This window comes from Arcicella rosea (assembly GCF_014204325.1).
GTDB lineage: Bacteria > Bacteroidota > Bacteroidia > Cytophagales > Spirosomataceae > Arcicella > Arcicella rosea_A.
The window spans coordinates 128,957-146,137 of the sequence record NZ_JACHKT010000008.1 but is presented as its reverse complement, the minus strand read 5'-3'; the positions used below and the strand labels follow the sequence as shown (position 1 = coordinate 146,137).

The following is a 17,181-nucleotide window of genomic DNA, read 5'->3' as shown; positions in this document are numbered from 1 at the left end:
ATCAAAACAATAAATTGAGTTTTTGATATTGAGCATCAGTCTTTTCGCTCAAAAATAAACGCCATTCTCATGATTGCTACTGATACTGCGCAACTCTGTTTTCACTGCGGAAACGAATGCCCCGACGACCATATTCATCTTGAAGAAAAGTATTTTTGCTGTGACGGTTGTAAAACTGTGTATGAAATTCTTGACCAAAACAATCTTTGTAATTATTACCAAATCGAAGAAAAATCTGGTAATACGCCACAAATTTCACGTTTTGAGTTTTTAGATAATCCAGAAATTGCTAAAACACTCTTAGATTTTCAAAACGAAAGTATCTCGAAAATCACTTTTTATATTCCAACGATTCACTGTAGTTCGTGTTTGTATTTACTCGAAAACTTATATCGTTTACATGAAGGAATTGAACGTTCGCAAGTTGATTTTTTGAAGAAACAAGTAGCCGTTACTTTCAAGCATCATGTAGCAGAAAACGGTATCACTTTTCGTCAGTTGGCTGAGTTACTAAGTGCAGTTGGCTACGAACCTTTGATGTCGTTGAACGATGTTGTAAAAGAAAAAAAGCGACCCAACGATAGAAAATTACTTACTCAGCTAGGTTTAGCAGGTTTTTGTGCGGGCAATATTATGCTTTTTAGTTTTCCTGAATACTTGGGTTTACAAGACGATACTTATAAATTACTTTTTGGTTATTTGAATATTGTTTTGGCGACGCCCGTAGTATTTTATTCAGCCTCAGGATACTTTGAATCTGTTTATAAAAGTCTAAGAAAAGGAATAGTAAATATTGATTTCCCTATTCTGCTAAGTATTTTGGTGGCATTTTTTAGAGGAATTTATGAAGTCGTTTTTAATCATGGTGCGGGTTATTTTGATTCTGTTACTGGGTTGATTTTCTTTTTGTTAATCGGAAAATGGTTTCAGCAAAAAACGTATCATTTTCTTTCTTTTGAACGGGATTATAAATCATATTTTCCATTAGCCGTTACTCGATTAGTTTTTGGTGAACATGAATCTGTTTCGGTAAGTGCTTTGAAAAAAGGTGATAAAATTCTGATTAGAAATGGAGAATTGATTCCTGCGGATTCACTTTTATACAAAGGCGAAGCCAATATCGACTACAGTTTTGTAACAGGCGAAGCCGCTTTGGAAAGAAAACAATTAGGCGATTTTCTTTTTGCAGGCGGGCGACAAGTTGGAGCAAGTATTGAAATGGAAGTATTGAAAGATGTTTCACAAAGTTATTTAACCCAACTTTGGAACAACGATACGTTTCAGAAAGAACAGGAGAGTAGGATTAAATCATTCTCTAATCTAGTTGGAAAGTACTTTACTTTTGGCGTGCTAACTTTAGCTTTTTCGGTGGCGATTTATTGGTATTTTACTGATGTCAGTAAAATGCTAAATGCTTTTTCTGCGATTTTGATTATTGCTTGTCCTTGTACTTTGTCCTTGAGTTATCCTTTTGCTTTAGGAAATGGGTTAAGAATTCTTGGCAAACAACATTTCTATCTAAAAAATGGCGATGTCATTGAAACAATGGCAAATTGCGATACTATCGTTTTTGATAAAACGGGAACAATTACAACCTCAGAAGGAGCGAAGCCACAGTTTCAAGGAAAACGTCCGCTTTCGGTTTTTGAAGAAATGTTAGTTGTTTCTTTGGCACATAATTCTTCTCACCCGATTTCTCAGAAAATCAAAGAAATCTTTGAGGAAAAACACTTTTTAGCGATTGAAGATTTTCATGAAACAACTGGAAAAGGTATTGAAGGAAAATTTCATGGACATTTTGTGAAGTTAGGCTCAAGTGCTTTTGTGAATCCTTCATTAAAACCTGAACCTAAATCTTTCTCAGCGTCAGTCGCTCATTTATCAATTGATGATGAATATTTAGGCTATTTTATGTTGCCAAATCATTATCGAAAAGATATAGAAGGTACGATTAAAGATTTGGGTGAACATTATGATACTTACTTGCTTTCGGGCGATAACCAAAGTGAAAGAACGCATCTTGAAAGTTGGTTTAAAAACAAAGCGTATTTACATTTTGACTGTACGCCACAAGAAAAGCTCTCATTTATTAAAAAGCTTCAAGCGGAAGGTAAAAAAGTAATTATGATTGGCGATGGGTTGAACGACGCAGGTGCTTTAAAACAAGCAGAAATTGGGATTGCTGTAACAGATGACACATTGAATTTTACACCAATGAGTGATGGAATTATTGCAGCAGAACATTTAAAAGAACTTCCTTCCTATTTGAAGTACAGTAAGTTTGCCTTAAAACTGATTCGCTTTAGTTATGTATTTTCGTTGATGTATAATTGTATCGGTTTAACTTTTGCTGTTCAAGGAACACTTTCACCGATAGTAGCGGCAATTTTAATGCCGTTAAATTCAATTACTTTGGTAGGAATTGCATCCATCGGAATGGTTGTAAAAGGCAAAAAAATGTTTAAAAATAGGGAGTAGATTTTATATTTGAATTCACAAAAAAGTGCTGCTAAGTAAAACCTAACAGCACTTTTTCATGAATTTGTACTCTTACAATGCCAAAGCTGTTCTTTGAATAAAGGCTGTTAAATCTGCACCAGTAAGCATATTTTGCGACAATAAAGCCAAATCATATACTTGTTTTGCTAATTTTTTCTGCTCTTCAGCATCAGTAGTTTGAAGAATTTTAGCAACAGAGGCGTGGTTGGCATTCACCGAAACAATATAATTATTTGGCATTGTACCGAACATTCCCATTCCGCCACCACCACCAGCACGTGACATATCGCTCATTCTACGCATAAATTCGTTTTGAGTAATCACGGCAGGTAATTCATCCACTGGCATCGCTTCCAAAGCCACTACTTTTGTAGTGTCGTTAATTACTTCTTCAAACACTTTCTTCACCGTTTCTTTTTCAGTTTCTGAAAGTACAATATCAAGAGCAAGACCTTTGTCAATCAACTTTTCAATTGTATCAGCGTCAACTCTTTTTAAATTAGTTTTCACCAATTTAGTTTCCAACTGATTGATAAAGTGACTATCTAACACAGAATCCAATTTCAAGACATCGTATCCACGCTTTTTAGCAGACTGGATAAAACTATCTTGACCTTTTACATCACTTGTATATAAATAGATTACTTCGTCGTTTTTATCTTTTTGGTTCTCTTGAGCAAACTCTGCGTATTCGTTCAAAGTAAAATACTTGCCATCTACATTTTGAACTAAACAGTAATCTTTGGCACGGTCATAGAATTTTTCATCTGAAATCATTCCGTATTTTACGAAAAGTCCGATATTTTCAAATTTCTCTTCAAAACCTTTACGGTCAGCTTTGAATAATTCTGCTAATTTATCCGCTACTTTTTTAGTGATGTAAGAATTGATTTTCTTCACATTACTATCAGCTTGCAAGAAGCTACGAGAAACGTTCAAAGGAATATCTGGAGAGTCAATTACACCGTGTAAAAGCATCAAGAACTCTGGAACAATGTCCTTTACTTCGTCAGTAATAAATACTTGACGACTGTATAATTGAATTTTTTCACGTTGTAACTGTAATTCATTTTTCACTTTAGGGAAATATAGAATACCCGTCAAGTTGAAAGGATAATCAACATTCAAATGAATCCAGAACAAAGGTTTTTCCGAGAATGGATAAAGCTCTTCGTAGAATTTAAGGTAATCTTCATCTGTTAATTCAGAAGGAGATTTTGTCCAAATTGGCGTTGGATTATTGATGATTTTTTCTTGAAATTCAATCTCAATCGGCAAGAATTTACAGTACTTATCAAGAATTTGTTTCAATTTGAATTCTTCTAAGAACTCTAAAGAATCTTCGGCAACGTGAAGAATAATATCAGTACCACGAGCATCACGAGTAGCCTCAGAAATTTCAAATTCAGTTGAACCATCGCAAGTCCATTTTACTGCTTCTGCACCTTCTTGATAAGATTTTGAGATAATATCAACTCTTTCAGCCACCATAAAGGCAGAGTAAAAACCTAAACCGAAGTGTCCGATAATGGCTTTTTCATCACCTTTATCTTTGTATTTTTCTACGAATTCGGTAGCACCCGAAAAAGCGATTTGATTAATGTATTTTTTAATTTCATCGGCGGTCATCCCCAAACCTGCATCTGAAATAGTGATAGTTTTTGCTTCTTTATCGAAAGAAACCGTCACTTTCAATGCACCCAACTCACCAGCATATTCACCAATTGAAGCTAATCTTTTTATTTTTTGTGAAGCATCAACGGCATTTGAAACTAATTCACGAAGGAAAATTTCGTGATCTGAATAAAGGAATTTTTTAATAATCGGGAAAATGTTCTCGGTATGAATCGAGATATTACCTTTTTCTTGCATAGTCATTTTGTCATTTTTTAGCTTAAAACATTTCAAACTTATATGAAAGCTTGATTCGCAAATTAAGTTCCAAGAAAGCTTGAAATGTCAAATTGGCAGAAGAAAAGCCCACCATTAATATAAACTATTGATATAATTCATATTCAGGTAAAATATTCATTTATTAATTTGCCTCTGAATATTCTATTAATTTTATCTCTAAGTATTTTATCAATGTCTTTTTACTACTTTAAAGTTTATTTTTCTTCAAAATAGGTATAAATACGTATTTTAATTCTCCGATAAAGTAACCACCTTTGCTATACAATCCAACAATGTGCACTAACATACTCAATTTACCTCATGACTATCGCTAGTCGTGAGGTTTTTTGTTTTGAGATATGAGCTGTTTTTTTTGGGTAACAAAAAACGCCATAAAGTCTTTTTATGGCGTTTCCAATTCACTTAAACTCTACATCTATGAAAAAAACTCTCATATTCTTCCTAAAGCTCGCTCAGTCATCAGAGCGAGGTCATTAATTTTCTTGCAACGTCCTAGAAAAAAACTCTCATATTCTTCCTAAAGCTCGCTCAGTCATCAGAGCGAGGTCATTAATTTTCTTGCAACGTCCTAATTCATTATCGGCTAGTTGTATTTGATATGTATTTTCAACAGTCATAACCATTTCTAAAAACTCCATTTGGCTAAGTCTCAAATCTTCATGAATTCTAGTGTAAGGTTTCACATGATGTGGTTTTACATAGAATGTTTTTGTTAAAAAAAACTGGATTGTTTCCAAGACCGATGTGTTCATAAAATATGATTTTTATGGGTTGAGGTTTCTATTGCAAGAATTAACGTTTTACTGGTTTCAATCAAAAAATAATTTATTAAGCAGTTAGTAAATTATTTTTTGATTGAAATTAATGCGTGAAAATTTTCTAAATTTTTCAAGAAACAGTCAGGGCAAATGCCCCAACCGTTTATAAAAAACCAAATTTGTGTTGCTATTTTTTGTTTCTTCCGAATTGATACGACAAACCTAAAGCGATATTGGCATTTCCGTTTGAATCTTTGTTTTGAAATGGCATCTCATAATTAGCTTCTATTGTTCCGATAAGGCGTTTGGCTAATACGTAGTTTAAGCCAGTTTTTAACAAACCGAAACCTTCAGCATGTCTTCTTTCATTCAGATTATCATAATCAAATCTTCTTCCTGAATTGCGAAAATCATTTCTGCGTAATCCATCTCCACCAATACCTACGCCAAGTCCAACGTAAGGTTGTAAACGTTTACTCTTGAATGGCATCCAATTTAAACCTAATGATGCTTGTGCATCTGGGAAATCATCATTCCTACTTCTGTTATTTTGAAATTGCCCAACGACTGAAAAACGATTAGAAATACCATATTCAACTCGCAAACCTAACATTCCTCCATTTGAACCTCTGCCTCCATCAAATGAAATCATACTTCCGCCAATTATTCCAAGCCTTAAAAAAGCGGGCTTGAATAAATTAAAAGGCTTTTTAGTGGAATCGCTCGTTGATTTTTTCGAGAGAACCGTTCCAAAAATAGGTTCTTCTTGATTTGTACTTTGAGCATTTGTATTGAATCCGAAACTCAATACATACATTGCAATAACTACTTTAATCGAATTGTTTTTCATGATTTTACTATAAACAATAGTGGTTAGATATTTTTTTAGACAAAGAATTTACCAGCAGGCTTTTTTCTGAAAACCTGAAATCAAATAAGGATTATATTTAAAACTTAGCATTTACTTCAATTTCCAAATCGATAAAAAAGCCCAAGCCTAGCACCTAAAGTAGCTGGGGCATCTAATGGATTCTGGTTTTTTAACGCTTGTGTCTGAAAATACATTTCTACATTGGCTAATAAATGTTTTGAAAATTGGTAAGTCGCCCCAACATTTCCCCCTAACAAATTAGCCACTGATGCTTGTTTGTTAGAGGTACTTTGGTTGTTTGTTGGGTCTTCATAATAGTAATTTATATTATATTGGTTAGGTATTTGCACACTCCAGTTTACTCCAAAATAAGGTTTAAAGTTTTGATTAAATAATAAGTTGTAACGCAAGCCCAAGCCAACTTGATAAGCACAAAACTTAGGGACATCAACTTTTTTCAATGGTTTTTTCCCTCCACCTGGATTTCCAATTGTACCTGAAAGACCACCGAATTGCCCGAAACCATCTTCTTTGTGATTCTCAAAAAAGAGGTCGTTTTTCTGGAAATCAATTACCACACCCCAACGTTCCAAACCTTTGCTATTATGATAACCCAATACTGTTCTTACGCCAATTTGAGTACCTCCACCTCGTTCAAAAAAATCGCCAATTGGTTTCTGAACACCACCTAAAGCACCGATAGAAAGCGATTTTGGAATGATAGAAAAATGGCTTTCAGTAATGAGCGAATCTTCTTCGATTTCCACCGACTTAAAAGATTCAATCATATTTTTTTTATCAAGTGATGAAGTATATAAAATTGGACTTTTGAAATTCAATTTATTGATTCCCATATACTTTTCTCTTTCAATTAAAGATTGTTCTTCAGTAGTTTTATTATCATATTTTTCGAAGTAAGCGTTGTTTTGGTTATTGGTAAATTTTTCAATGGAATTGGGTACTTGTACAATTGTTTTGGTGACGAATACTTTTTGATAAATGGTGTCGTACACTATTGTTTTTTGAAAAATCGTATCTGGTTTACTTGAATATTTGGCATGTACTGCTACCAAACGATTCTCTAATGCTGCTAGTTTTTGCTGAGTTTGATTCAAATAATGGTACAATACCGCAGAAACGCCAAACATAATAGTAGCTATTGAGGGGATAGCCCACATTAATCTGGTTATTTTCCGTTTTAAATCTCGTCTTTCCAAACGCCCTTCCATTTCCCGCCAGTCACTACCCGCAAAATTGGGGAGCTGCGAACCAAACAGTCGGTCAAAATCTTGTTCATCCATGATTTTAGTGCTTTGATAACTAAAAAATGATTATCGTTTTTAGTTCTTATAAATGTTTGATAACTGGATGTTTGAAATGCTAATTGCCAATCGCTATTTATTAATCACTACTTAAAAGATAATCGTTAAGTATATTTAAAAATTATTAGTTAAAATCAATTCTTGTAATTTTTTTCGGGCCTTATGAAGGTTAGAAAGCGAAGTGCCAATTGAAATATTCAACATTTCGGCAATTTCTTTATGTTCATAACCTTCAATAACGTGTAGATTAAAAATCGTTCTGTAGGCAGGCGACAATTGTTGGATGAGGATAGCGATTTCTTCAACCGAAAACTTTCCAAATAAATCCATTTCCATACCCATTTCAGATGCTTCTACTAATTCAGCAGTCGGGATTTCTTGATGTGATTTCCGAAGATGATTAATACAAGTATTCACTAAAATCCTTTTGAACCAGTTGACAAAAGGATAATCGGGCTTGTATTGATCTATATTACTAAACACTTTCATGAAACCATCATTTAACAATTCTCTGGACGTATCAATATCTGCCACATAGCGTACACAAACCGACAACCCATACCTGTAAAAGCTTTCATATAGCTCTCGTTGGGCATTACGGTCATTCTTTCGGCACTGTTTTAATGTATGTAGTAGTTGTTCTGTCGTCATCTATATCAGAATACACCGATTGTTTTCTTCGTATTGCTTTTATGAAAAAAATATTTCATTTTTTTCATGCTGACTACCACTAAAATAATACAGTTTAATACTTCCTGAAAATACTCGAAATTTCATGTAAATAAAAATGACAGTTTATTAGCTACTTTGGTTTTGGAAAATCTACTTATCTTTTTTGTTAAAAAAAGTCCTCAATGAATTGATAAATGCCTATTTATGGTGTTAAAGTCGATATTTCTAGTGTTAAAAATAGTTTATTCTTTTTCGTTCTTTGGCACAATTTTGGATGCTTTTTGGGGTGTGAATTAACATTTTATCAGTAATGAAAAGACATTTTTAAAAAATATTGTCTTTTTATTTTATTTAAAGTGTTGATAATCATGGTGTTATTTAACTTTTTACGAAAGTGTAATTTTAGGCAACTCAATTACCACATTTAGTCATTTCTATCAGAAAACTAAATATTGAAGCGAGTTTAAATATATTTTAATCAATTTGATTAGACACTCAATTGTTCATCAAACAGATTCAGAGGAGTATTTCAGGATATAAAATGGACAATCTACTAACTGTACGAATAATGAATCAATTTTTTTACTTAAGCAACTCGATTGATAAAAGCAAAAAACTAATGAAAACAACACTGTTGAATTGGTTTAGTGACTGCTCGTTTGAAGTAGTTGCCAAAAAACTTACACCTAAAACTGGCGTTAATTTTTTAGCATCGTTTTGGGCTGTGTTATCATTATTTAGCAATACGAGCCTACAAAACCGTTATGCAATGGTTGTTTGTCGTGCTTTTGTTGGAGTAATGTTCTTAACATTAGTTTCGTCATTCAACACTGTTGCCGCTATGCCAGATTTGTCGGTGAGTACAAGCGTCAGCAATCAAAACCCAACACTTGGTTCGGATATTACTTATACCGTAAAAATCACCAACATCAATCCTGATAAAGCCACAGGAGTAGAATTAACTAATGTACTTCCCGAAGGCGTTACGTTTAAATCTTTGAATGTTAATGGAGTTGGTTCTGCTACAACTACTACAAACGCTGGTGTTACCAGCGTTATATGGAATGTTGGCGAAGTAGCTGGAAGTACTTTAGAACTTACGATGACCATCGTAGCAACTGTTAACAAAAGAGGTTTTTGGTTTAATACCGCTGAAATTACCAAACAGACTGAACAAGACACTGATTCTACACCAAATAATCGTTTGATTTTAGAGGATGATCAAGATGCTACTTGTTTTTCAATTGAAGAGTATTTTTATGAAGGTGACGAATATACAACAAACTTACCAACAGGTTTTACGAATATTGTTTGGACTAAAAAAGTAGGTATTTCGGGTACTCCAACAATAGTTACTAGTGCTACTGCTGGCGTCACACTTTTACCTGATGGAAACATCAGAATTACCGCAATCACTGATTATACTGAATATGCTTTTACTGCCAGCAATGGACGTTGTCCAGTAAATGGATGTTGTGCAATCAAATTTACACCGGGTGTTTTTGGTTCGATTGGAAGTGTAGTTTGGAGTGATGTTGATGGAAATGGAATTAAAAATACAGGTGAAGCAGGTTTAAATGGCATCACTGTTGAATTATATGATGCTACTGATAATACGCTTTTAGCTACTGATGTTACTGCTGATGGAGGAGCATACTTATTCAGTAATTTAATGTCTGGTTCTTATAAAGTAAAATTTGTTTTACCAAGCGGAAAAACATTTGTAATTCCAAATGCGCCGGGAAGTAATGCAAATAATGATTCTGATGCTGGAATAGGCGGTTTTACAAATAATATTGCAATAGATGTAACAAAACCTGCAGGTGATGTTGGTAGAAATAATTTAACCATTGGAGCTGGTTTAGTATCAGACTGTATTATTGGAAGTGGAACTTTAACGGCAACAAATACAAGTTTGTGTTTGCCAGCGGCTGGTGGTACAGTTGTCCTAACTGCAACAACGGGTGTGTCGCCAACAGTACCTACTAACTATTCTGTGAGTTATATTTTAACAAAAGGTACTACCAATACTATTCAACAAATTAGCAGTACGCCATCATTTACAGTTGGGCTTCCAGATGACTATAAAATATTTACTTTAGTATATGATGCTAATTCAGCTAGTAGCAATTTCTTGAATTTATCATCTGTAATTTTTGGTGTTACGAAAGCAAGTGATTTACAAACTACCATTAATACCAGTGGAAAATGTGCACAATTAGATGCAGTAGGCGTTGGCTTTGCTGTAAAAACTACTTTAGCTGCTCCATTTATATTAGGAACAACAGTTTGTTCAGGAGGAACAGTAACGATAGGAACTCCAGGTGTTACAAATCCAATTTTCCAATGGTTTACTTCGGCTACTGCTACCACTCCATTTGCTACTACTTCTTCAATTACTGTATCACCAACGCAAACGACTACTTATTTTTTAAGTGTTGTTAGCAATACAGGTAGTGCTTGTCCAAGTGAAAAAGCATCTGTAGAAATTGCCGTTACGCCAAAACCTACAACGCCATCAGTCATTGCAAGTATTGCTAATAATTGTGCTATTAATGCTACAACAGTGAATTTAGCTAATGCTATTACAAGTACTGTTTCAGTAGGTGGAATTTTTGAATGGCATACTGCTAATTCTACTTCTTCTCCAGTTATTTCAAATCCTACTGCTATTGGTGCAGGAACTTATTTCCTTTTTGAAAAATCAAGCAATGGTTGCTACAGCGATGGAGCAATGGTTGTTGTCAATATTAATTCTTGTCAATGTACAAATCCTCCAGTAGTTAGTTTAACGGCACTTTTACCAATTTGTGGAGGCGTTGCAAGTCCTGTACAATTAAATGCGATTTTAAGTGGTGGAGCAACAAGCGGTGTTTGGACAACAGACGGAACAGGAACTTTTGATAATGCCAATAGCTTAACAGCAAAATATACACCATCTGCGGCTGATATGGCAGACGGTTCAATTATTTTAACATTTACATCGAATGACCCAGACGGAGCAGTTTCAGTTTGTAATGCTACTGTTGCTAACACGATATTAACGATTAAAGCAAAACCAATAGCACCTTTCAATTTGAAAAGCGACACGCTTATTTGCTTAGGAAGTTCAACCAAATTATTTGCGGTGAGTGTGGGTAACACCATTAAATGGTACACCTCTGCCACAAGTACAACGGCGATTGGTATTGGTTCTGACTTAGGTTTTACCGTTAGCCCAACCAGCGAAGGTACTTTTACATATTTTGCTGAAGCGACAAGTCCTGATGGTTGTGTGAGTGACCGTACTTCAATTTCATTCAAAGTACAAAAATGTTTTACAGATTTAGCTGTTGTAAAAACCGTTATCACTGCTCCAGATGCTTCGACGTCACCTTCTTATTTATTAGGTCAGGAAATTGCTTATACAATTGATGCTAGAAATATTGGCACACTCAATTCTAATAATGTAACAGTTACAGATTTATTACCACAAGGAGCAACTTTTGTAAGTGCTATTCCTACAGGTCAATATAATAGCACTACAGGTGTTTGGAATGTTGGAAGTTTATCGGAAGGTTCAAATAAAATACTTTTAATCAATGTAAGATTAACCAGAACGGGTTCAATTGCCAATACTGCAACAATTACAGGTACTGAAGATGACCCAAGTAAATCGGCAAATAATACTTCAACAGCTACTGTTACAGTAGCTCAACGAGCAGATTTAAGTTTGGTGAAATCGGTTTCTAACCTTACTCCAAATGTAGGAGATACGCTTACTTACACATTAACGGTAAGCAATGCTGGTCCAAATGTTGCGACCAATGTTGAAATTAAAGATATTATTCCAACAGGATTAACATTTATATCAAGTACAAATACGACGCATACTTCTGGGGTTATCACTGGAACGATTGGAAGTATTCCTGTTGGTTCTTCACAAGTATTTACTTATCGTGCAAAAGTTGTTTCAGCAGGAACAATCACAAGTGCTGCCGAAGTAACAAAATCAGACCAGCCAGATCCAGATTCAACGCCTGCCAATGGTACGAATAATACAGAAGATGATAGAAGTTCAGTAACAATTGTTGCCACAGAATTATGTAATCTTGTAGCACCAGTAATTACTGCAACAAATAGCACAATTTGTTTGAATGGACAAACAACGTTAACGGCAACAGGTTGTACAGGTTCAACGATAGTATGGAGTTCTGGTCAGACGAATGTGGCATCAATCACAGTAAGTCCAACAAATACAAGAACTTACACGGCATCTTGTCAGACCACAACTTGTCAAAGTCCTTCTTCAAATGTTATCAGTATTACAGTTACTAATATTGCTGCTCCAAGTTTAACTTCATCTCAAGGGTCAATTTGTGTGGGAGAATCTTCTGTATTAACTGCAACAGGTTGTAGCGGAGTAGTTGAATGGCAAGTGGCAGGTTTACCAACTGGCAATACTTTAACGGTAACGCCTTCTACTTCACAAACATTTGCAGCAAAATGTAAAGCTTCTGGTTGCGAAAGTGCTTTGGCTTCAATCAGTGTTATTGTTACTCAGAAACCAAATGCTCCAGAAATTTTAGCAGAGAAAACAGAAATTTGTCCTTCAGAATCAATTACCTTAACTGCTTTAAATTGTAATGGTTCTGTAAGATGGAATACTGGTCAAACAACAACGTCTATCTTAGTAACGCCATTAGTAGAAACAAGTTATACGGCTACTTGTACAGTAAATGGTTGTATCAGTAACGCTTCAACAGCTAGGATTATTAAAGTAGTGCCGATTCCAGCACCAACGATTAATACAACTGGTTTAACTATTTGTCCAGGTGCTTCTACTACTTTATCAGCAAGTGGTTGTACGGGTGTTGTTACTTGGTATTTTGATGACAGAACAGCTACTGGTGCAAATCTTACGATTACGCCAACTCGTTCAACTTCTTATGCGGTAACTTGTAGCACAGCTTTTTGTACTTCGGTAAAATCACAACAAGTAGTGGTTGCAGTTGAAAATCCTGCGATTCCTGTCATTACTTCTGCTACTTCAAGCATTTGCTTGGGAAGTACTTTGCAACTTACAGCTAGTGGTTGTTCGGGAACAGTTAACTGGTCTGATGGACAAAGAGGAGCTATTGTATCAGTATCGCCAACTACTACAACATCTTATACTGCTACTTGTAGTATCGGACAATGTACAAGTGCACCATCATTGAGTAGAACAATTACCGTAACAAGAACTACAGCACCAGTAATTACTTCTGATAAAACAACCGTTTGTTTAGGACAAAGCATTACTTTAACGGCTACAGGTTGTAGTGGAACAGTAAGATGGTCGGATGGCACAACAGGAAATCCTAAAACTATTTTACCAAGTGCTAATGTGAGATTTACTGCTAATTGTGAAAGTTCAGCGTGTATTTCTCCAAATTCAAACGAATTATCATTAGTGGTGAATACCACTCCAACGATTAGTACGCCAATTAGCATTAACACAATACTTGCGGCGGGTGGAATAGCTAACTTAACTCAATTGGTTACAAGTAGTACACCAACGGGGACTAATTTAGTATTTAGAACTACGAATTCACCATTATCGACTGCCATTTTAACCCCAACAAGTGTTGGTGCAGGTACTTATTTTGCCTTCTATCAATCAGTTGAAGGTTGTTACTCGGCTGGTGCAAGAATCATTGTTTTTGATGGAAGTACTGCCCAGAATGCAGATGTTGCACTTCAAATTTCAGCAGATAAAACTACTGCTAAATTGAATGATAATGTTAATTTCTTAATTTCTGTAACCAACAATGGGCCAGATGTAGCAAGAAATGTTGTGATTACCAATCCACTTCCAGCTGGTTTGACCTTTGTTTCGAGTTCAAGTGGATTAACGATTTCGGGTGGACAAATCGTGATTAACCTTGATTCACTTGAAAGAGGACAAGTAAGAACATTTGCTTATGTTGCTAAAATGGCAGTAAGAACAAGCGTTGTGAATCCAGCTTCGGTTACCTCATTTAAAGATAGCAATCTAACAAACAATAATGGCTCAGTAACAATTATCGGAGAAAATGCGGATTTAAGTTTGGTAAAAACGGTTTCAAACCTTACTCCAACTGTAGGAGATACGCTTACTTACACATTAACGGTAAGCAATGCTGGACCGAATGTTGCGACCAACGTTGAAATCAAAGATATTATTCCAACAGGATTAACATTTATATCAAGTACAAATACGACGCATACTTCTGGGGTTATCACTGGAACGATTGCTAGTATTCCAGTTGGTTCTTCACAAGTATTTACTTATCGTGCAAAAGTTGTTTCAGCAGGCACCATTACAAGTGCGGCTGAAGTAACAAAATCAGATCAGCCAGATCCAGATTCAACGCCTGCCAATGGCACAACTAATACAGAAGATGATAGAAGTTCAGTAACGATTGTAGCAAAAGAATTTTGTAATCTTGTAGCACCAGTAATTACTTCTAACAGAACAACTGTGTGCTTAGGACAATCGATTACTTTAACAGCAACGGGTTGTGTTGGAACAGTAAGATGGTCGGATGGTTCAACAGCAAATCCTAAAACTATTTTGCCAAGTGCTAATGTGACATTCACTGCTACTTGTGAAAGCGGAGTGTGTATTTCTCCAAATTCAAATGGATTATCATTTGTGGTAAATACAACGCCAACAGGTAGTACACCAGTCACCATCAATGCAAGTATAGCAACGGGTGCAACTGCTGACTTGACTCAATTGGTTACAAGTAGTACACCAACAGGAGCCATTTTAGTATTTAGAACTACGAATTCACCAATATCAAATGTAGTCTTAACCCCAACTGCTGTAAGTGTAGGTACTTATTTCGCCTTCTATCAATCGGTGGATGGTTGCTACTCTGCAGGTGCAAGAATTATTATTGATAACGGAAGTACAAGTCTTGAAGCAGATGTTGCTATTAAAATTGAAGCTGACAGAACTAGTGCAAGATTGGATGAAAATATCAATTTCTTAATTTCTGTAACCAACAACGGCCCAAATACAGCAAGAAATTTAGCGATTACTAATCCGCTTCCAGCTGGTTTAACCTTTGTTTCTAGTTCAACTGGATTGACTATTTCAGGTGGACAAATCTTGATTAATCTTGATTCACTTGAAAGAGGACAAATAAGAACATTTGCTTATGTTGCCAAAATGAAAGTAACAACAACAGTGGTAAACCCTGCTTCAGTTACTTCATTTAGAGATAGTAATCTTGCTAATAATAATTCTTCAGTTACAATTAATGGCGAAAACACTGGTGTAGATTGTAAAATTGGTTTGGCAATGTCAGTTGCTGATACTTCAATTGTAAGACCAGGAGTTTACAATGTTGTTTATCGTTTAATCGCTAAAAACTTCTGTAGCGATACGCTTAAAAATATCAACTTAACTAGTAGCTTGGCAAGTACATTCAAAAGCCCAGTTACGGTGACGATGATTCAAAGCCCAACTTTAGGAAGAGGTTCTAGATTGGTTGTAAATAATGGTTTTAGTTTGCTAGATTCTAATTTAGTAAATAGAGCTACTAGTTTAATGTTGCCAAATGCGATTGATACAATTACTTATGTTGTTCAGGTGGTAACTGGCGGAAATACAGGTCCTTACAACAGCCAAGCATTAATCACTGGAACTCGACCAAATACTGAGGTACTTACTGCAAAATCTAGCGATGGTACAAATGTAAATGCAACTCCAAGTATTACGAAAGTTCCTTTAGGGCCACCAAATACGATAATTGGTTTAGCAAAAGAGCTTGTTTCTACTGGTTTGAAACGTGATTCTGCCAACGTGTGGACTGTTCCTTACAGAATCAGAGTAGTGAACATGGGAGCTTTTGATATTAAGAAACTGAGTGTAAAAGATAGTTTAGATGGCGTATTTACTTTTAAAGGTGCAGTATTGATAGGAAAACCAGTGGTAACAAGTACGAAAGCTGGTATTACTATCAATCCAAATTATACAGGTAAAGGTTTAAATACCAATTTATTAGTTGATTCACTAAGTACATTGCTTAGAGGAGACTCTGCCATTATCAATTTAACGGTAAGGGTCAATGTTGCTGCTGCTACAGATTCTGTTTTCAATAATGTTGCAGTAGGAGTAGGGCTTGGAACCGATAATAAATCATATACCGATGTATCAACGAATGGCGTAAGTCCTGATATAAATAAGGATGCTAACCCAAATAATGATAATGTTGCCACGCCAGTAATAATTAAAAAAGAAACTGGTTTGAATTCTCAAGCTTCAATTGGGCTTTCTTTATCAGCCGTAACAGATACTACAGCTCAGTCGGATGGTTCATACAATGTTACGTTAACATTGGTTGCTAAAAACTACGGGCCAGTATTATTGAACAATGTTACTTTAAGTAATGATTTAGAAACTACAATTGGTAAGCAAGTAAGCTCATGGACTATTTTAGGAAGACCAATACTGGTGAGAGGTATGAACGCTGATTTGAATACAACTTTCAATGGTAGAAGAGATACAACGCTTACAGTATCAGCTAGTACAGCTTTGGCTGCTGGAGACAGCATTGTGATTACTTACATCGTAAATGTTACTAAACCTCTTATTGATACATTGTTCACTTTTGCTCATGCAAAAGCAGTAAGTGTAGAAAGTACTCCTGCTAATGTAACAGATTCATCTGTGAACGGTAATAATCCAGATCCAAATAGAGATGGTAAACCTTTAGAATCATCGCCAACACCAATGGCATTCCCTAAAAAGGTTAGTGTAATATCAATTCCTCATGGATTCTCTCCAAATGGTGATGGTGTGAACGATACCTTTGTAATTGATGGTGTTAATCCAGATGAAAGAGCAAGTGTAGAAGTGTATAACCGTTGGGGAAGTTTGGTGTATGCTTCTACAGATTATAAAAATGATTGGAACGGAATACCAAATACAGGAACTCGATTAATTGAAGTGGGTGATGGTTTACCTTCTGGTACTTACTTCTATGTGGTAACTGTTTACAAACGAGCTTCGGGTGAAAAAGTAACATTACCTGCAAATGTTGAACCAGTTCGTTACATGACAATTTCTCGATAAAAATATCAGTTTGTTGCCATTTCAAAAACAGAATGGCAACAAACGAAATCCAATTTAATC

Annotated in this window: 7 protein-coding genes; 2 read left to right on the top strand and 5 right to left on the bottom strand. The window is 35.4% G+C overall.

Features of this window, described 5'->3' with window-relative positions:
* Nucleotides 1-69: 69 nt before the first annotated feature.
* Nucleotides 70-2,478, top strand: coding sequence for a heavy metal translocating P-type ATPase (locus tag HNP25_RS07565; RefSeq protein WP_184132773.1), 2,409 nt, complete (start codon nucleotides 70-72; stop codon nucleotides 2,476-2,478).
* Nucleotides 2,479-2,550: 72 nt separating this feature from the next.
* Here the strand turns inward: HNP25_RS07565 and htpG are convergent, their stop codons facing one another.
* From htpG to HNP25_RS07540, 5 genes are all read right to left on the bottom strand, one after another.
* Nucleotides 2,551-4,371: a molecular chaperone HtpG gene (htpG, locus tag HNP25_RS07560; protein WP_184132842.1), complete on the bottom strand. Its 1,821-nt coding sequence runs from the start codon at nucleotides 4,369-4,371 to the stop codon at nucleotides 2,551-2,553.
* Nucleotides 4,372-4,919: 548 nt separating this feature from the next.
* Nucleotides 4,920-5,165 (bottom strand): acyl carrier protein, encoded by a 246-nt coding sequence (locus HNP25_RS07555; RefSeq protein ID WP_184132770.1) that lies wholly within the window; start codon nucleotides 5,163-5,165, stop codon nucleotides 4,920-4,922.
* A 193-nt stretch (nucleotides 5,166-5,358) separates the two neighbouring features.
* Nucleotides 5,359-6,021, bottom strand: coding sequence for an outer membrane beta-barrel protein (locus HNP25_RS07550; RefSeq protein ID WP_184132767.1), 663 nt, complete (start codon nucleotides 6,019-6,021; stop codon nucleotides 5,359-5,361).
* 116 nt (nucleotides 6,022-6,137) lie between these two features.
* The gene (locus tag HNP25_RS07545) at nucleotides 6,138-7,343 is read right to left on the bottom strand and encodes a hypothetical protein (protein WP_184132765.1); all 1,206 of its coding nucleotides are present in this window, start codon (nucleotides 7,341-7,343) and stop codon (nucleotides 6,138-6,140) included.
* Nucleotides 7,344-7,478: 135 nt separating this feature from the next.
* A complete protein-coding gene (locus HNP25_RS07540) occupies nucleotides 7,479-8,015 on the bottom strand; it encodes an RNA polymerase sigma factor (RefSeq protein WP_184132762.1) in 537 nt (178 codons plus the stop codon).
* Between the two features lie 640 nt (nucleotides 8,016-8,655).
* Between HNP25_RS07540 and HNP25_RS07535 the strand changes: the two genes are divergently transcribed.
* Entirely contained in the window at nucleotides 8,656-17,121 is an 8,466-nt protein-coding gene (locus HNP25_RS07535; RefSeq protein ID WP_184132759.1) for an Ig-like domain-containing protein, read from the top strand.
* Nucleotides 17,122-17,181: the final 60 nt, after the last annotated feature.